This window comes from Pseudomonas sp. Marseille-QA0892 (genome assembly GCF_054950135.1).
The window spans coordinates 2641820-2658352 of sequence record NZ_CM143104.1 but is presented as its reverse complement, the minus strand read 5'-3'; the positions used below and the strand labels follow the sequence as shown (position 1 = coordinate 2658352).

Below are 16533 nucleotides of genomic sequence, written 5' to 3'. Positions count from 1 at the left end.
ATGGTCGATACGTTTAACCCTGCGGCAGCCGAAACGGCTGCCGCAGGCGCTTTTAGAATAGCGCTCGGCGTCGAATACGATGGATCGAGCTACCGCGGCTGGCAGCGTCAGGTGGCGGGTGTGCCGTCGGTACAGGAGGCATTGGAGAAGGCGTTGTCGCAGGTCGCCGCGGGGCCAGTAACGCTCGAGTGTGCGGGCCGTACCGATTCAGGCGTGCACGCCTGTGGTCAGGTAGTGCACTTCGATACGTACGCCGAGCGTCCGCTCAAGGCGTGGGTTATGGGCGCCAATGCAAACCTTCCGCCCGATATAAGCGTGACCTGGGGCAAGGTCATGCCGCCTGATTTTCATGCCCGCTTCAAGGCATTTGCCCGTCGGTACCGATATGTCATCTACAATGATCCTGTTCGTCCGGCTCAGCTTCGCCGCGGCGTGACATGGAACTATCGACCGCTGAATGTAGAGCTTATGCGCGAGGCTGCCCAGGCACTTGTTGGTAAACACGACTTTACATCCTTTCGTGCCGTGCAATGCCAGGCAAAGTCAGCGATCAAGACCGTCCATCACCTGAAGGTAATCCAGCACGGCCGCTTCATCGTTCTTGATGTCCGTGCCAACGCATTTCTACATCATATGGTGCGCAATTTTGCTGGAGTCCTGATGACGGTTGGCTGCGGTGAGCGCCCTGTGAGTTGGGTTGCCGACGTGCTGGCCGCGAAGGATCGAAGGGCCGGCGGGGTGACTGCGCCGCCGTTTGGCCTTTATTTGATCGACGCCGAATACCCTCCCGAGTATGAGCTTCCGACGCGTTACTTGGGGCCGCACTTCCTGTCGGCACTGCCGGAAGATCGCTGACGCAGCAGCGGTCGTTTGCTAGTATCCGTTTCTTTTCGGAAGGTGCGCGCAAATGACCGCCGTTCGCAGCAAAATCTGCGGTATCACCCGCGTTGAAGATGCACTTGCTGCGGCAGACGCAGGCGCCGATGCGATTGGTCTGGTTTTCTACGCCAAAAGTGGACGAGCCATCGATATTCACCAGGCTCGACGGATCATCGCGGCGCTACCTCCCTTCGTCACCACGGTAGGCCTGTTCGTTGATCACAGCCGGTGCGAGATTGGTGAGATCCTTGATGCGGTGCCGCTTGACCTGCTTCAGTTTCACGGTGATGAAACGCCTGAAGAGTGCATGGGTCATGGACGGCCGTACATGAAGGCGTTGCGCATGCGGCACGATCAGGATATCGCTGCGCTTGCTGCTCGCTATACGGGGGCGTCGGGCATCCTGCTGGATACATATGTGCCGGGCGTTGCGGGCGGGACCGGCGAGACTTTTGACTGGTCAAAAACGCCGTCGCTTGAGAAGCCACTCGTTCTGGCTGGCGGACTGACCTGCGAGAACGTTGGCGAGGCGATCCGTCAGGTATCGCCATTTGCGGTTGATGTCAGCGGTGGTGTCGAGGCTTCGCAGAAGGGTGTAAAGGATGCCGACCTCATCCGGCGCTTCGTGCACGCGGTGAAACACGCCTGACACTGTGACCTGGGCGGCGCAGCCGCCGTCGATATGCGATTCGGCCTGCAAGCAGGCCTCAGATTTCTACGCGGCCGCCGTGGCGCCGCGGCCGATTCAGCGATTGGAGAACAACATATGAGCAACTGGCTGGTAGACAAGCTGATCCCCTCGATCATGCGGTCGGAAGTGAAGAAGAGTTCGGTGCCGGAAGGTCTGTGGCACAAATGCCCCTCCTGCGAATCCGTCCTCTACAAGCCTGAGCTCGAAAAGACCCTCGATGTATGTCCCAAGTGCGGCCACCACATGCGCATCGGTGCGCGTACACGTCTCGATATCTTTCTCGATGCTGAAGGGCGTGAGGAAATCGGGGCGGAGCTGGAGCCTGTAGACCGTCTAAAGTTTCGCGACAGTAAAAAGTACAAGGATCGCCTTGCAGCGGCCCAGCGCGATACGGGCGAAAAAGATGCCCTCATCGCGATGAGCGGGACGCTGAAACAAATGCCGATCGTTGCTGTGGCGTTCGAGTTCAGCTTCATGGGTGGCTCCATGGGCGCCATCGTAGGCGAGCGTTTTGTCCGAGCCGCGAATGTGGCCTTGGAGCAACGCTGCCCCATGGTGTGCTTCGCCGCTTCGGGCGGGGCCCGCATGCAAGAAGCACTGATTTCGCTCATGCAGATGGCCAAGACGTCGGCCGTGCTGGCACGGCTGCGTGAAGAAGGGATCCCCTTCATTTCCGTATTGACCGATCCGGTCTATGGTGGAGTTTCTGCAAGCCTCGCGATGCTGGGCGATGTCATCGTTGCTGAACCCAAGGCGCTGATTGGTTTCGCTGGGCCTCGCGTCATCGAGCAGACGGTGCGCGAAAAGTTGCCTGAAGGCTTCCAGCGCAGTGAGTTTCTGCTCGACCATGGCGCAGTAGACATGATCATCCCCCGTGCCGAGCTCCGCGATCGGCTTGGCCGCCTGTTGGCGCAGATGACGCACAAACCGAGCCCTGCAGTCGCATGAGTTCGCGTACCCTGGCCGAATGGCTGAGTTACCTTGAGCAACTGCACCCCAACGCCATCGACATGGGGCTGGACCGTTGTCGTGAGGTGGCCGGCCGGCTAGGGTTGGAGCGCCCCGCCAAGCGAGTCATCACGGTCTCCGGCACCAATGGAAAGGGCTCAACTTGCGCTTTCCTCGCTGCTTTGCTTCGCGGGCAGTCTCTCAGCGTTGGGGTTTACAGTTCCCCGCACTTGCTTCGATACAACGAACGGGTGCGTATCAACGACGCTGAAGCGACAGACGCCCAACTCTGCGAGGCGTTCGAAGCGGTCGAGCGCGCACGAGGCGGGACAACGCTCACCTATTTCGAGATGGGAACGCTTGCCGCACTCTGGCTGTTCCAGCGCGCTTCGCTCGATACTGTGGTGTTGGAAGTCGGTCTCGGTGGTCGTCTGGATGCGGTCAACATTGTGGACGCCAATGTCGCCCTGATTTCCAGTATCGGATTGGACCATGCCGAGTGGCTCGGTACGACGAGAGAATCCGTAGCAGGCGAAAAGGCCGGGATCTTCCGGCCCGGCCAAGCCGCCGTGTGCGGCGATCCTGAGCCCCCCAAGGTGCTTGGCGAATGCGCCAGGGAAATCGGGGCTGCGCTGCGCTACCGCGGGAGCGACTACGACCTGGTGATAGGGCGTGACAGTTGGATGTGGCGGGGAACGGATGTAGCCAATAGGGCGCTCGAGATCCGCGGCCTGCCTCTACTGCAACTACCGATGGAAAACGCTGCGCTGGCAATCCAGGCGTTCGCATTGCTCGGCTTCGAATGTGACGCCGCCTCAGTTGCCCAGGCGCTTGTCGATACCCGTATCCCGGGCCGCCTGGAGCAGCATGAGCTGAAGCGTGACGGGCGCTGCATCACGCTACTGCTGGATGTTGGACATAACCCGCAAGCGGCCAGTTATCTTGCCTCTCGGTTAAAGACGAGACCCTTGTCCGGGCAACGCGTCGCCGTCTTTGGCTTGCTGGCCGACAAGGATCTGGAAGGCGTCGTAGGGCCTCTCGTTTCTGTGTTCGATCGCTGGCTGGTCGCACCGTTGGCTACCGCTAGGACGAGGCCTGCGGAGGCGCTCCAATCCGTCTTGCTGGCCGAGGGGGCTGACGCTACTGTACAGCCAAGCGTGCAAGCAGCATTGGACAGCCTTGAACGCGATGCCCGGGACGGTGACGAGATCGTCGTCTTCGGATCTTTCTATTGTGTCGCCGAGGCGCTGGACTGGTTGGCTCGGGACAAAAAATAAGGAGCTGCCCGTGCAACGGGGACTGAAACAGCGAATCATCGGTGCGCTCGTACTCCTTGCGTTAGCGATCATATTCCTGCCGATGCTGTTTACGCGACAGAATGAGCTCAGGCATACCGTCGTCGAAGCGCCACCCGCGCCTACGGCGCCTGCCATGCCAGAAATCAGCATGGATCAGACCACTACGCCACAGCCTCAGCCCATTGATAACTCGGCGAATGCGCCTGGCATCGCGGCGAACGAAGGCAACGCAACGACGCCCCAGGATGTGCCGGAAGAGGCCGAGCCTGTAATCATTCCGGAAGACACGGCTGTTGCGAGTGTCTCGCCGTCGAAGCCAGCCGAGCCGCCCAAGCCGCCGCAGCAACCCATACAGCCCATTACCGAGGCTAAGCCAGCACCTGCGCCAGCGCCGCCGCCCGAGAGCCGACTCGATGCCAACAGTTTGCCCGTTAGCTGGTCGGTACAGTTGGCCAGCCTGTCAAACAGGGCGAGTGCAGAGAATTTGCAAAATACGCTCAGAAAGGACGGCTATAACGCCTACATCAGGACGGCAGGTGGGATGAATCGGGTGTTCGTTGGTCCCGTCATTGAGCGTTCAGAGGCTGACAAGCTTCGGGCCCAGCTTAGCCGTCAGCAAAAGCTGGATGGTTTCGTCGTGCGCTTTCAGCCGGAAGAAGGCTAACGCTCCAACAGGCCGGCTCTCGGCCGGCCTTTCTCACTCCTCGTCGCCCATCGCGCGCTCGAAGCGGGGGGTGAAGGCCTGAACGAAGGCATTGCGCAGGATATTGATCAAGGCGGTAAACGCGCTGACGTTGGGGTCCTTGGTGCTGCCGGATAGCTCTATCCGCGTTGCGAACTGATCTTTACGCTGGTTTTTCAGTACGCTTTCCGTTCCGCCGACGATAGCTTCCCACATCCCCTGCAAGACACCCTTTTCCTTGACGTCCTGTTTCCAATCGAACACCTGCACATTCTTGAGCAACGGTTTGATGTAGCCCGTCACCTCGCCGTTCTCCACGTCCACCTCCGTTACGAGATCGCCCGTGCCTGCCTTGAAGTCGAATCGGCCATATGCCTCGACGAATGAGTTGAGTTCGGTGAGGTCGACGTCGGTGGTGCGAAGCTGAACGTCGAAATTATCCATTCTCACCAAAGGGTCGAAGTGCGCCGTCACTTCGACCGGGGCGTGACCGAGCAGTTTGCCCTGGCCATTAAAAGAAGCGGATCGACGATTCTGTGCTTCCCGCGTGTTCGTCAGATTGAAAGCCTGAGCCTCGATACTGTCGACATACACGTCCACCGGAGGAGATGACTGGAAATTTCGGAAGGCCAGGCGCCCGTCATGAACGCGCACCTCATCCAAGGTGATAGCCAGCAGCTTCTCCAGTTGATCGCGCCAGTCCACGCCTTCACCGGTTTGGTCATCGTCTCCCGGGTTATCGACAAAATTGACCTTAAGTCCATCGAAGGTTATCTCCGCCACGATCGCTTGCTCCTGCCACAGCGCTCTCCAGCTCACCGCGATCTCCGTGAACGGTGCGTCGACCAGTGGTACCGGTGTCTTGTCATCCTTCTTTTCGATGATTAGCCCGTGAACCTGATATGCGCCGCGCCACCAGTGCAGCCCGACATCCTCAACATGTCCGTGGTAGTCACCCATGTCGGCCAGCTGGTCGTTGAGATAGTTGCGCACGACGGTTGGTAACGCCAATTGAAGGATGATCAACACTACCGCCAGGATCGCGATGATCAACAGGGGAATTCGATAGCGCGGGTTCATCTTCGGGCCCTGGTGCTGGAGTGACTAAAGGTGGACAGATGGGCGAGGGGTCGGGTTCGGGTTTTGCGGCGCATTCGACTTCGGGATGGGCGAACGACTCGGAGCAGGTGGTTACCTGCTGGGGTGTGATGCTGGGTTGTTTTTGGCGATACTGGTGCGCCTCAGGGCAACGGTTTCGCCTGCAACGCTGCGAGGTGCGGCGCTTGGGCGCCCGGCCTACCCAGATAATCCGCCATCAAGGAGCCGGCCAGATGAGCCGTATCTATAGAGACAATGCGCAAACGATCGGTAACACACCTCTCGTGCAAATCAATCGCCTCGCGCCGCACGGCGTAACGATTCTGGCCAAGATCGAGGGCAGGAATCCGGGATATTCCGTCAAATGCCGGATTGGCGCCAACATGATCTGGGACGCGGAGTCGGATGGCCGTCTCAAGCCAGGAATGACCATCGTTGAGCCGACGTCAGGCAACACTGGTATCGGGCTGGCGTTCGTAGCGGCTGCTCGAGGCTACAAGCTCATGCTGACCATGCCGGCATCAATGAGCCTCGAACGCCGCAAGGTCCTCAAGGCCCTGGGCGCAGAATTGGTGCTCACCGAACCGGCGAAAGGCATGAAAGGGGCCATCGAAAAGGCGAGCGAGATTGTCGCGTCGGACCCGGCGCAATACTTCATGCCACAGCAGTTCGAGAACCCCGCCAACCCTGCGATTCACGAGAAGACGACGGGTCCCGAGATATGGAATGACACCGATGGCGCAATAGATGTACTCGTCGCAGGCGTCGGTACGGGTGGAACGATTACAGGTATCTCACGCTTCATCAAGGGGACCAAGGGCAAGTCGATTCTATCTGTAGCGGTGGAGCCGGTGACCTCGCCGGTCATCACTCAAGCGCTGTCAGGGGAGCCGATCAAGCCCAGCCCCCACAAGATTCAGGGCATCGGCGCTGGCTTCGTACCGGCAAACCTGGACCTCTCCATGGTGGACCGGGTAGAGCAGGTGACCGACGAAGAGTCGAAGACGATGGCGCGGCGACTCATGCAGGAGGAAGGCATCCTTTGCGGTATTTCATGTGGCGCCGCCATGGCGGCTGCAGTGCGTCTAGCCGAGGATCCCGCCATGCAGGGCAAGACCTTGGTTGTAATCCTTCCTGACTCGGGCGAGCGCTACCTGTCCAGCATGCTGTTCAGTGACCTGTTCACGGAGCAGGAAACCGTTCAATAACGTGCGTTCCCTGCAGCGAGTCGCCTTTGGGGGCTCGCTGTAGCATGGAAGCGGGGAGTAGGAGAGGCCTGGATTGGCTGAACAGAATGCAGGCGGTACATAAGAACAGTTGCTAATACCCACGTTTTTATGAATAGTCGACTAATAATTAGCTTTGGCGACTTCAAATACCCATGTCCTATCCTGACCAACATAGATTTGCGATGCAGCTCGCCTGGCTGTCACGCGCGTGGCGCGCAGAGCTTGACCGACGCCTCGCCGGGCTCGGTCTGTCCCAAGCGCGGTGGCTGGTACTGATGCATTTGAATCGCTTTCCAGAAATGCCCACGCAACGCGAATTGGCAAAGAGCGTAGGGGTAGAGGGGCCGACGCTTGCACGGCTACTTGATAGCCTCGAAGCCCAGGGGCTCGTACGGCGGGTTGGCGTTCCTGAGGACCGTCGTGCCAAGAAGATTGCCTTGGAAGATAAGGCGCGACCTCTGATCGAGAAGATCGAAACGATCTCAAGGCAAGTTCGGGAAGATTCGTTCGCCGGCATCGATGAAGAAGATATTCGCCGCTGCCAGCAGGTACACGCCCGAATCCTGGCGAATCTCGAAAAGCCCTGACGGAAGAGGGCCTGGCAGGCCTGACCACCTGATTCGGGCAACCTTGCCGCTACTTCCTACGCTCACGCTCGAATGCGCTAAGAATCGGCGCACGGTGGAAGTGCCATCAACTTTGTGAGGCCGCACGCCGATATCTTTGGCATCAACCCCTACGGTCTTCCTGGAGCTGCGGCCGGCGTTCCGGCGGCTCGTGCTGAGGCCGAGCGTACAGCGTTCGTGCAATGCTACGGGTAATGGCTTTGTCTACCCTCGGTGCATGTGGTCTGCAGGAAAAATCAGCCTTCAAAAGCTGCGACCGAGGTTCAGGTACAGCGCGTGTTCGTTCTCGTCGTTCATCCCATAGGTGAAGTTGAGTGGACCCAGCGGCGTTTCATAGCCCAGGAAAATACTCGCTGCATTGATGTAGCCACTATCGAACGCGTTGTCATTGTTCCAAATGCGACCGCGCTCCAGGGAGGCACCGAGATATAGCGGGAAATCCAGTGGCAGTATGGCGCGTTGGGTCAGGCGGCGGTAATAGACAATACGCCCAAGGCTGACGTTTTGCCCGGTCAGCGCATCCTGCCGGAAGCCTGAAAGTTGTTGTGCACCGCCTAGTAGGAAGCTTGACGTCACGACTTCGGCCTTGTCCATCGTACGGCCATAACGGCCCCCTAGAATCCAGGTATCTGGGCCGTTGGCGAACGGCTTGTCCAGATTGAGTTCCCATTGGCGATAGCGCTGATCTGAACCCAGGCTCTGGTCGTATTGGCGAAGCGTCAGGTCGATGTTCTCCCCTTCATGGGGGAAGTCCACGTTGTCCAACGTATCGAATGAATATTTGAGTTCATAATAGCCTTCCGTGAAGTTCACATCTGGCAGATCGCGGTCTCCCAGTCTTACCTTGGCTTCGCCCCATGCCTGGCCGATACCGAAGCGGATCTCGCCGTTATTGGCGATCTGGCGGCCTGTATTAAGCCCGTAGCCGTACCGCTGCAGGCGATAGCGGGCGATCGGGTCATTGTCCAGTGTCGATTCGACGTTCTGTGATTCGGTATATACGTTGGGCGCAACGAACCAACGCGAGCCGACATCCAGCGGCTGGTAGAACTCGGTGAAAAGCTCCTGCTTGTCTCCAAGCTGCAGTCGTGTGAGCCATTCAGCACCCAGACGATTGATACCATTCATTCGGTAGCTGGCGCCCAGGTTGTAGACGCTTTCGCCCCGAAAGTCGTCCGAAAGGTTGATGCCCAGCCGGAGATAGTCGGTACCGGATCGTTTCTCACGCGCATCGATGACGAGCGTGTTGCTTCCTTGGCTACCGTGGACGACGCGGTATTGCACCTGATCGAAGTAGTCGAGCCCATACAACGTCCCCATGTCCTTCTGCAGCCGTTCGATATCCAGGGGCTGACCGATCTCCTGGCGAATGATCTGACGGATCACGTCATCACCTACCTTGGAGTTGTTCTCGATCTGGATGTCCGTTATGACCGGTTCCCGCGATTCCGCGGAGCGTGCGAGCGTCAGTGCCGGGTTCCCGCCGCGATTGGATTTCAGTGTTGCCAGACGCTCTGCCATCGCCTTGGTCGCACGGTAGCCGGTATCGATCATCTGCTCGGCGCGGCCGAAGTCGGTCACGTCGTAACCGGCCATGGGCGGTTCGATTAGTACATCCTTGCCCGTAAGCGTGGCCAGTTGAGCTTCCGAATTGCGGCGCGTCATCATGGTGATGCTCTGATTGAGGACGTCGACGACGGTGAGCAGTTCCTTTTTGGGTTTCAGCGGCGTGCCGATGTCCACGACGATGACGCGGTCCACACCCATGTCGCGGGCCACATCCACCGGAATGTTGTCGACCATGCCACCATCCACCACCAGGCGCCCGCCAATTTCGACAGGCGCAAACACCGCCGGAATCGACATGCTCGCGCGAATGGCTTCGGCAAGATGGCCCTCCTTGAATACCACCTTCTCGTCATTGGCGATGTCGGTAGCGACCGCCCGGAACGGGATCGGCAGACGATCGAAGTCGCGGGTATCGCTGGCCCGAACAAGGAGCTTTTCCAGCAACAGCGCGAGGTTCTGCCCCTGGATTGCCCCAAGCGGCAGCCCGAGGCTGCCGTCATCTCTGAAGCTCAGACGCTGCTTGACGAGAAACGTACGGTCGTCCTGTTTGCGCCGGAACGGTATGTCCTGACGAGGCGGGGAGTCTGAAAGCACTTCGCTCCAGTCCAATGAAAGCGCCAGCTGACGCAGCTCTTCGACGCTGTAGCCAGACGCATAGAGCCCACCGATAACCGCGCCCATGCTGGTGCCTGCGATGGCGTCGATCTGGATGCCCTGCTCTTCGAGCGCTTTCAATACGCCAATATGCGCGAGCCCTCTTGCCGCGCCGCCGGACAGCACGAGGCCCGTCCGCTGCGGTTCAGCGAGTGCAGGAAAGGAAAGGAGAAAGGCAAGCAGAAGAACGAGACGGCGCATGGCGACATCCTGGCGGACGTGGATCGAAAAAAGGCCGATAGTATAGGGCTTTGTCCGATACGCAGGCGCCGAGGATGAGCCAGGAAAAACCCCATGTCGTCATCACATATTGCCCGCGTTGCCAATGGCTGCTTCGGGCGGCATGGCTCGCGCAGGAATTACTGTCAACGTTCGAGAATGCGCTCGGCGGCGTCTCCCTGGAACCGGGAGATAGCGGGGTGTTCCGAATAACCTGCGATGGCGTGCAGGTTTGGGAACGCAAGACCGATGGCGGCTTCCCGGAAGCGAAAGTGCTCAAGCAACGAGTACGCGACCAGATCGATCCCGGTCGCGATCTCGGGCATAACGATCGCGCTTAGCAGGCCATGAAAAGCGGTGCCGTGGCGCCGCCTTGCGGGTCAGTCGTCGAACTCCATCCAGCCGCCCATTTCCTTCCATCGATTGACGATGCCGCAGAACAGTTCAGCAGTCTTCTCGGTGTCATAGCGGGCGGAATGAGCCTCGCGGCCATCGAATTCGATCCCGGCAGCCTGGCATGCTTTCGCCAGTACCGTTTGACCGTAGGCCAGACCGGCAAGGGTGGCGGTATCGAAACTGGAAAAGGGGTGGAATGGGTTGCGCTTGAGCGCAGTGCGATTGACCGCGGCGTTTAGAAAGTTAAGGTCGAACGCGCTGTTATGGCCGACCAGTATTGCACGCTTGCAGCCATTCGCCTTGATGGACTTGCGCAGGCCTCTGAATATTTCGTTCAGGGCATGTTCTTCGGTAACCGCCATCCGCAACGGGTGGTCAAGCTTGATGCCAGTGAACTCGAGCGCCGCTGCTTCGATGTTAGCGCCTTCGAATGGCTCGATCCGGAAGAATGCCGTGTGCTCGGGGAAGAGCATGCCTTGCTCATCCATGCCGATCGTCGTCGCGGCAATCTCGAGCAACGCGTCCGTGGCCGCATTGAAGCCGCCCGTCTCAACGTCTACCACGACAGGCAAGTAGCCACGAAAGCGACGCGCCATTGGATGCTTGGGGCTGGAAGATGGCGCGTTGTCCAGATCGTCGTCGTACTGTTCTTCACTCATTGCGCTGCCTCCAGTACGCGCCAGCGGAGCGTCTCGCCAGCCCGGAGCGGAACGACGACCTGGTCGCCGAACGGCAGCGTAGCTGGAAGCTGCCAGTCATCCCGTACCAGCGTAATGCGGTCCGTGTTGCGCGGCAGGCCATAGAAATCCGGGCCGTGCAGGCTCGCAAAGCCTTCGAGCTTATCGAGGGCATCGCGCTGCTCGAAGGCTTCAGCATAAAGCTCGATGCCGGCATTGGCCGAGTAACAGCCCGCGCAACCGCAGCCGTTTTCCTTGGCGTGCTGGGCATGGGGCGCCGAATCCGTGCCGAGGAAGAACTTCGGATTACCGCTTGTGGCCGCGTCCAGAAGCGCAACTTGATGGGTGTTACGCTTGAGGATGGGCAGGCAGAAAAAGTGCGGGCGGATTCCGCCGACCAGCATGTGATTGCGGTTAAAGAGCAGGTGCTGGGGCGTGATCGTCGCGGCGACATTATTCGGCGCCTCACGGACGAAGGTCGCCGCATCGGCTGTGGTGATGTGCTCGAAAACGATCCTCAGCGCCGGGAAGCGATCGACGAGACGAACCATGTGCTCATCGATAAAGCGCTTTTCGCGGTCGAACACGTCGACATCGGCACGCGTGACCTCGCCGTGAATGAGCAGGGGCATTCCGACTTCTGCCATGGTCTCCAGGACTGGAAAGACATTGTCGACGGACGTCACGCCTGAGGCCGAATTTGTCGTCGCGCCGGCCGGGTAAAGCTTCACGGCGTGTACGAAGCCTGCCGCCTTCGCTACGCGGATGTCATCCGGCGTTGTGCTCTCAGTGAGATAAAGCGTCATCAACGGTTCGAAATGACTGCCAGCAGGCCGTGCATCCAGTATGCGCTGGCGGTATTGGCCAGCGTCATCAGCCGTGCGCACGGGCGGTACGAGATTCGGCATGACAATGGCCCGAGCGCAGACGCGGCCAGCGTCAGCCACGGTATGCGGGAGTACGGCGCCATCCCGAAGGTGAATGTGCCAGTCATCTGGGCGGAGCAAGGTGATGCGGTCGGTCATGCAGGCATCCGGATCGTGGTCTACCAGTCGTCCCTGCGAGAAAAAGCAGGCGATCTGGCATTGCTGAATGGAATCATGGGCATGCTACCGGAAAAGCGTGACACCGGCACGGCACGATGCCGCTCAAGTTCCGTGCCGCGGCACCGATATCAGGGTATCTGCCTTTGCTTTTTTGGAGACCATCGTGCGCTCGCACCTCGTTCTAGCGTCGTTTCTGTTCGTCAGCCTGCCTGCCATGGCACTGACGTTCCAGACGCGTCTGGAACAAGCGGAGTGGACGGTCGATGGCGATCAGTTCGAATGCCGGCTATCCCAGTCGGTGACGGGTTTTGGTAGCGGCGAATTCGTGCGCCGCGCTGGCGAGGCTGCGATTTTCCGTCTGAGTGCCAATGAGCGATGGATGGGCAAGGGGTCGGCCTTGTTGCTCGCTGCTGCTGCACCGTGGCAACCCGGACGTGGGGACATCAACCTTGGGGTCGTGAATGTCACGGATGGTGATAAACCATTCAGCAGCACCCAGGAGCAGGCCGGGCGGTTGTTGACCGGTCTGCTCGAAGGGCGCAGCCCGCTCGTTCGCCACCGAACGTTCTCCGGAAGCGAGTCGCTTGAGGTGCGGCTGCTACCTACGCGTTTCCGGACGGCTTATGACAACTACCTTGGATGTACCGCAAAGCTCTTACCGGTCAATTTCGATCAGATCCAGCGATCCCAGCTGGGCTTTCCCGGTGCCGGTACGGACCTGGATGACGTAGCGAAGGCCAAGCTGGACATCATCCTTGAGTTCATGAAGGCAGATCCAAGCGTCAACCACATTGAGCTCGATGGCCATTCCGACAACAGCGGCAACCGGCTGACCAACCGAGATCTGTCGAGGCGCCGGGCGCTGGCTGTTCAGGAGTATCTTGTCGGACGCGGCGTGCCGGCCGATAGCATCGTGGTGCGCTTCCACGGTGAGCGTTATCCGCTCGTGCCCAACAGCAGCGCCGCCAACCGCGCCAAGAATCGACGGGTAATGATCAGCTTGTCTCGAGAACCCGTGACGAGCCAGGCGCAAGCGGAAGCGACGAACCCGCCTGCACAGGCGTCGGAGAATCCCGCTGGCGGTTGACGCATACGCCGCTGTAAATGCGGGCGCCGGACCAGTAGAATCCCGTCCTTTGCGAACAACCCCGTGGAGTGGATGGCATGGCGGACGTGAAGAAGGTTGTCCTGGCATATTCAGGCGGCCTGGACACCTCGGTAATCTTGAAATGGCTGCAGGACACCTACAGCTGCGAAGTGGTCACCTTCACCGCTGACCTTGGTCAGGGCGAAGAGGTCGAGCCTGCACGCGCCAAAGCCCAGGCCATGGGCGTCAAGGAAATCTACATTGACGACCTTCGCGAAGAGTTCGTCCGCGATTTCGTATACCCCATGTTTCGGGCCAATACCGTCTATGAAGGCGAGTATCTGCTGGGTACATCGATCGCGCGGCCGCTGATCGCCAAGCGTCTTATCGAGATCGCCAACGAGACTGGGGCTGATGCGATTTCTCACGGCGCTACTGGCAAAGGTAATGATCAGGTTCGCTTCGAACTCGGCGCGTATGCGCTGAAGCCTGGCGTCAAGGTGATCGCTCCATGGCGTGAGTGGGACCTGTTGTCTCGCGAGAAGTTGATGGATTATGCCGAGAAGCATGCCATTCCGATCGAGCGCCATGGCAAGAAGAAATCGCCTTACTCCATGGATGCCAACCTTCTGCATATCTCCTACGAAGGGGGTGTGCTGGAAGACACCTGGACGGAGCACGAAGAGGACATGTGGCGCTGGACCAAGTCTCCTGAGGCTGCGCCTGATACTCCGACGTACATTGAGCTGACCTACAAGGCCGGCGACATCGTCGCCATCGATGGGAAGGAAATGACGCCTGCCCAGGTGCTGGCCGAACTGAACCGCATTGGCGGTGAAAATGGTATCGGTCGTCTGGACATCGTCGAGAACCGCTACGTCGGTATGAAGTCCCGTGGCTGCTACGAGACGCCTGGTGGCACCATCATGCTGAAGGCGCACCGCGCGATCGAGTCCATCACCCTGGACCGCGAAGTGGCGCACCTCAAGGATGAACTGATGCCGAAGTATGCGAGCCTGATCTACACTGGCTACTGGTGGAGCCCAGAGCGTCTGATGCTCCAGCAGATGATCGATGCATCCCAGGTCAATGTGAACGGTGTGGTCCGCCTGAAGCTGTACAAGGGCAATGTCATCGTGGTCGGCCGCAAGTCCGACGATTCCCTGTTCGACGCCAACATCGCAACGTTCGAGGAAGACGGCGGGGCCTACAACCAGGCCGATGCAGCAGGCTTCATCAAGCTGAACGCCCTGCGCATGCGTATCGCTGCTGGTAAGGGCCGCAAGCTCAACTGATCACCGGTCCGCTTCGTAAAAACCCCGGCTTGAGCCGGGGTTTTTTATGCATGGCTAGCGCTCGGGCAGGAACGGCTTCGCCAGAGGCGGCATAACAGTTACAGCTGGGGTCGGGGCGGGTGGCCAGGCTACCGGCAAGAAGCAGCCTGATCAGAAGGGCAAAGAGTGACCGCCGCTTCGATCAGATGTCGAAGTCGTAGTCATTGAGCTGCTTTTGCAGCCGGCGTTCTTCAAGCAAATTATCGATGATTCGGCGCTTGGTAAGGTTGGTCTTCGCGACTTCGACGGGTGCGTCGTCCTGATCGTCAGTGGTTACATCATCGTCAAGTTCAATATCTACATCATCTGCCATGGCATTCGCTCCTTAGGAACGGGGGCTACATGGCGCACCTTATATCCGCAAAGGCGGAGGTCGTAAAAAAGATTTTTTCAATCGTCAGGTGCAAAAAATCCGGGCTTGTTCAATCGTCCGATGTCTTGTGCTTGTACTCGCATAAATCTTCAATGCGGCAGCTTCCGCAGCGCGGCTTGCGTGCGATGCAGACATAGCGTCCATGCAAGATGAGCCAATGATGGGCATCCATGAGATAGTCCTTCGGGACGAACTTCATCAGCTTCCGCTCCACCTCAACCACGTTCTTGCCTGGCGCAATATTGGTGCGGTTGGAAACCCGAAAGATGTGAGTGTCGACCGCCATGGCCGGCTGCCGGAAGGCCGTGTTCAAGACCACATTCGCCGTCTTGCGGCCGACCCCTGGAAGTGCTTCCAGCGCCTCGCGGGTTTCGGGTACCTGGCTGCCATGCTGCTCCATGAGGATGCGGCAGGTTTCAATGACGTTCTTCGCCTTGCTGTTGTAGAGGCCGATGGTCTTGATGTACTCCGAGAGTCCATCGACGCCCAGTGCATGGATGGCCTCGGGCGTGTTGGCAATCGGGAACAGCTTCGCCGTCGCCTTGTTTACGCCGACATCAGTCGCCTGCGCTGACAGAATCACCGCAATCAGCAATTCGAAAGGCGTGGTGTATGCCAACTCGGTCGTTGGATTCGGATTGTCTTCGTGTAAGCGCCGGAAGATCTCAAGACGTTTGGCGGCGTTCATGTCGTGGTTCCGTCAGAGTGTGTTCAATGCGAAAGCAGGCGTTCGAGCGTGGCCTGGGCCGCGTTGGCAGCGCGGCGAAGCCCCTCCAGTTGAGTGACCTGGTCGCTCGTTGGCGAATCGCCGTAGGCTCTTTCAGCTTTGCTGACCTGAGCGCGGGTCATGGCTGCTGCAATCTTGGCCTTTTTAATGTCGGCTTCGTCTGCGCCAGGTTTGGGTGGGCTGGCACGTTGCAGCGCTTCATCCGCTCGGCGACTGGCCTCGCGCAGCTGTTCGACCTGTGCCTTCAACGTGTCCGTACCACGTTGGGCGAACTGTTTCTCCACCTTGCCGAGCGCAACTCGGGCCATAGCCGCCTCGAGCTTCAGGCGCTTGATATCGCTTGCTTGCGTGCCAGGGGCGCCTGCTCCGTTTTGGGCAGCTGCGGATGATGGGTGATCGACTGCCGCCCGGGCCGCGCGCGCGAGCCTGGCATTGCGTTCGGACTCACGTTTTGCCGCTTCAGAAGCCAGTCGTTCGAGGCGAGCCCTATGACGTAGACGAAAGTGGTCAGCGCGAGCGCGTTGCTGGGCTGCTTCATGCTCATCCAACGGCAGGATGTCTATGCAGTCCACCGGGCACGGGACCACGCAAAGCTCGCAGCCCGTGCACTCGTCGCGGATGACGGTATGCATCAGTTTGGCTGCTCCGAGGATGGCGTCGGTAGGGCATGCCTGGATGCACTTCGTGCAACCGATGCACTCGTCTTCTCGGATGAACGCGATCTGTGGCGGGATTTCAGGCTCCGCCAATGGCATGGCGGGCTTGTGCAGAAGGGCTGCCAGACGTGACACGGTGGCCTGCCCGCCCGGTGGACATTTGTTTATCGCTTCACCGGATGCAATGCCCTTCGCATAGGGCAGGCAGCCCGGGTGGCCACACTTTCCGCACTGTGTCTGAGGCAGTAGCGCGTCGATGGCCTGAACTGAAATGGCAGATGGTGTCATGGTCGCAGTACCGAGCCGTGATGCTCGGCTATTGGCGGAAACGAATGAGGCCGGCT

General features: G+C 59.3%; 17 protein-coding genes. 10 read left to right on the top strand and 7 right to left on the bottom strand.

Annotated features, from left to right (window positions below):
• The 5 genes from truA (at position 1) to ACY8D3_RS12315 (ending at position 4480) form a co-directional block, all read left to right on the top strand.
• The gene (gene truA / locus ACY8D3_RS12335; protein WP_462379075.1) at positions 1 to 855 is read left to right on the top strand and encodes a tRNA pseudouridine(38-40) synthase TruA; all 855 of its coding nucleotides are present in this window, start codon (positions 1 to 3) and stop codon (positions 853 to 855) included.
• 52 nt (positions 856 to 907) lie between these two features.
• Positions 908 to 1528, top strand: a complete 621-nt coding sequence (locus ACY8D3_RS12330) for a phosphoribosylanthranilate isomerase (RefSeq protein ID WP_462379074.1) — start codon at positions 908 to 910, stop codon at positions 1526 to 1528.
• A 117-nt stretch (positions 1529 to 1645) separates the two neighbouring features.
• A complete protein-coding gene (accD, locus tag ACY8D3_RS12325) occupies positions 1646 to 2518 on the top strand; it encodes an acetyl-CoA carboxylase, carboxyltransferase subunit beta (RefSeq protein WP_462379073.1) in 873 nt (290 codons plus the stop codon).
• Positions 2515 to 3795, top strand: coding sequence for a bifunctional tetrahydrofolate synthase/dihydrofolate synthase (gene folC, locus ACY8D3_RS12320; protein WP_462379072.1), 1281 nt, complete (start codon positions 2515 to 2517; stop codon positions 3793 to 3795). Before accD ends, folC begins: the two co-directional genes overlap by 4 nt.
• A 10-nt stretch (positions 3796 to 3805) precedes the next feature.
• Positions 3806 to 4480, top strand: a complete 675-nt coding sequence (locus ACY8D3_RS12315) for an SPOR domain-containing protein (RefSeq protein WP_462379071.1) — start codon at positions 3806 to 3808, stop codon at positions 4478 to 4480.
• Positions 4481 to 4513: 33 nt separating this feature from the next.
• On the opposite strand, the gene ACY8D3_RS12310 is transcribed toward ACY8D3_RS12315, so the two are convergent.
• On the bottom strand, positions 4514 to 5578 hold the full coding sequence (locus ACY8D3_RS12310; protein WP_462379070.1) for a DUF748 domain-containing protein: 1065 nt from the start codon (positions 5576 to 5578) through the stop codon (positions 4514 to 4516).
• Between the two features lie 251 nt (positions 5579 to 5829).
• Between ACY8D3_RS12310 and cysK the strand changes: the two genes are divergently transcribed.
• Together cysK and ACY8D3_RS12300 are read left to right on the top strand one after the other, a co-directional pair.
• Entirely contained in the window at positions 5830 to 6804 is a 975-nt protein-coding gene (gene cysK, locus ACY8D3_RS12305) for a cysteine synthase A (protein WP_462379069.1), read from the top strand.
• Positions 6805 to 6977: 173 nt separating this feature from the next.
• Complete coding sequence (locus tag ACY8D3_RS12300; protein WP_462379068.1) at positions 6978 to 7412, top strand: MarR family transcriptional regulator; 435 nt, start codon at positions 6978 to 6980, stop codon at positions 7410 to 7412.
• A 282-nt stretch (positions 7413 to 7694) separates the two neighbouring features.
• On the opposite strand, the gene ACY8D3_RS12295 is transcribed toward ACY8D3_RS12300, so the two are convergent.
• Entirely contained in the window at positions 7695 to 9875 is a 2181-nt protein-coding gene (locus ACY8D3_RS12295; RefSeq protein ID WP_462379067.1) for a patatin-like phospholipase family protein, read from the bottom strand.
• Positions 9876 to 9949: 74 nt separating this feature from the next.
• Between ACY8D3_RS12295 and ACY8D3_RS12290 the strand changes: the two genes are divergently transcribed.
• Positions 9950 to 10234 carry an Rdx family protein gene (locus tag ACY8D3_RS12290; protein ID WP_462379066.1) on the top strand — a complete coding sequence of 95 codons (285 nt, stop codon included), beginning with the start codon at positions 9950 to 9952 and terminating at the stop codon, positions 10232 to 10234.
• Between the two features lie 39 nt (positions 10235 to 10273).
• Here ACY8D3_RS12290 and rnt read toward each other — a convergent pair whose 3' ends face one another.
• Positions 10274 to 10948: a ribonuclease T gene (rnt, locus tag ACY8D3_RS12285; protein ID WP_462379065.1), complete on the bottom strand. Its 675-nt coding sequence runs from the start codon at positions 10946 to 10948 to the stop codon at positions 10274 to 10276.
• Entirely contained in the window at positions 10945 to 11991 is a 1047-nt protein-coding gene (pyrC, locus tag ACY8D3_RS12280; protein ID WP_462379064.1) for a dihydroorotase, read from the bottom strand. The genes rnt and pyrC overlap by 4 nt, the downstream gene beginning before the upstream one ends.
• Before the next feature lie 184 nt (positions 11992 to 12175).
• Here pyrC and ACY8D3_RS12275 point away from each other — a divergent pair, with 184 nt between their 5' ends.
• Both ACY8D3_RS12275 and ACY8D3_RS12270 read left to right on the top strand, forming a co-directional pair.
• Positions 12176 to 13099 carry a flagellar protein MotY gene (locus ACY8D3_RS12275; RefSeq protein ID WP_462379063.1) on the top strand — a complete coding sequence of 308 codons (924 nt, stop codon included), beginning with the start codon at positions 12176 to 12178 and terminating at the stop codon, positions 13097 to 13099.
• A 77-nt stretch (positions 13100 to 13176) separates the two neighbouring features.
• Positions 13177 to 14394 (top strand): argininosuccinate synthase, encoded by a 1218-nt coding sequence (locus tag ACY8D3_RS12270; RefSeq protein ID WP_462379062.1) that lies wholly within the window; start codon positions 13177 to 13179, stop codon positions 14392 to 14394.
• Between the two features lie 181 nt (positions 14395 to 14575).
• On the opposite strand, the gene ACY8D3_RS12265 is transcribed toward ACY8D3_RS12270, so the two are convergent.
• The 3 genes from ACY8D3_RS12265 to ACY8D3_RS12255 form a co-directional block, all read right to left on the bottom strand.
• On the bottom strand, positions 14576 to 14746 hold the full coding sequence (locus ACY8D3_RS12265; protein WP_462379061.1) for a PA3496 family putative envelope integrity protein: 171 nt from the start codon (positions 14744 to 14746) through the stop codon (positions 14576 to 14578).
• A gap of 109 nt (positions 14747 to 14855) precedes the next feature.
• Positions 14856 to 15494 carry an endonuclease III gene (gene nth, locus ACY8D3_RS12260; protein WP_462379060.1) on the bottom strand — a complete coding sequence of 213 codons (639 nt, stop codon included), beginning with the start codon at positions 15492 to 15494 and terminating at the stop codon, positions 14856 to 14858.
• A 23-nt stretch (positions 15495 to 15517) separates the two neighbouring features.
• Positions 15518 to 16477, bottom strand: coding sequence for an RnfABCDGE type electron transport complex subunit B (locus tag ACY8D3_RS12255; protein ID WP_462379059.1), 960 nt, complete (start codon positions 16475 to 16477; stop codon positions 15518 to 15520).
• Positions 16478 to 16533 lie beyond the last annotated feature (56 nt).

Excerpts from the sequence above, each read along its gene's own strand:
- ACY8D3_RS12255 (WP_462379059.1), bottom strand. The coding sequence starts at position 16,477 with ATGACACCATCTGCCATTTCAGTTCAGGCCATCGACGCGCTACTGCCT.
- pyrC (WP_462379064.1), bottom strand. The coding sequence starts at position 11,991 with ATGACCGACCGCATCACCTTGCTCCGCCCAGATGACTGGCACATTCAC.
- cysK (WP_462379069.1), top strand. The coding sequence starts at position 5,830 with ATGAGCCGTATCTATAGAGACAATGCGCAAACGATCGGTAACACACCT.
- ACY8D3_RS12295 (WP_462379067.1), bottom strand. The coding sequence starts at position 9,875 with ATGCGCCGTCTCGTTCTTCTGCTTGCCTTTCTCCTTTCCTTTCCTGCA.
- ACY8D3_RS12265 (WP_462379061.1), bottom strand. The coding sequence starts at position 14,746 with ATGGCAGATGATGTAGATATTGAACTTGACGATGATGTAACCACTGAC.
- ACY8D3_RS12300 (WP_462379068.1), top strand. The coding sequence starts at position 6,978 with ATGTCCTATCCTGACCAACATAGATTTGCGATGCAGCTCGCCTGGCTG.
- folC (WP_462379072.1), top strand. The coding sequence starts at position 2,515 with ATGAGTTCGCGTACCCTGGCCGAATGGCTGAGTTACCTTGAGCAACTG.
- rnt (WP_462379065.1), bottom strand. The coding sequence starts at position 10,948 with ATGAGTGAAGAACAGTACGACGACGATCTGGACAACGCGCCATCTTCC.
- ACY8D3_RS12310 (WP_462379070.1), bottom strand. The coding sequence starts at position 5,578 with ATGAACCCGCGCTATCGAATTCCCCTGTTGATCATCGCGATCCTGGCG.
- ACY8D3_RS12270 (WP_462379062.1), top strand. The coding sequence starts at position 13,177 with ATGGCGGACGTGAAGAAGGTTGTCCTGGCATATTCAGGCGGCCTGGAC.
- truA (WP_462379075.1), top strand. The coding sequence starts at position 1 with ATGGTCGATACGTTTAACCCTGCGGCAGCCGAAACGGCTGCCGCAGGC.
- accD (WP_462379073.1), top strand. The coding sequence starts at position 1,646 with ATGAGCAACTGGCTGGTAGACAAGCTGATCCCCTCGATCATGCGGTCG.
- ACY8D3_RS12290 (WP_462379066.1), top strand. The coding sequence starts at position 9,950 with ATGAGCCAGGAAAAACCCCATGTCGTCATCACATATTGCCCGCGTTGC.
- nth (WP_462379060.1), bottom strand. The coding sequence starts at position 15,494 with ATGAACGCCGCCAAACGTCTTGAGATCTTCCGGCGCTTACACGAAGAC.
- ACY8D3_RS12330 (WP_462379074.1), top strand. The coding sequence starts at position 908 with ATGACCGCCGTTCGCAGCAAAATCTGCGGTATCACCCGCGTTGAAGAT.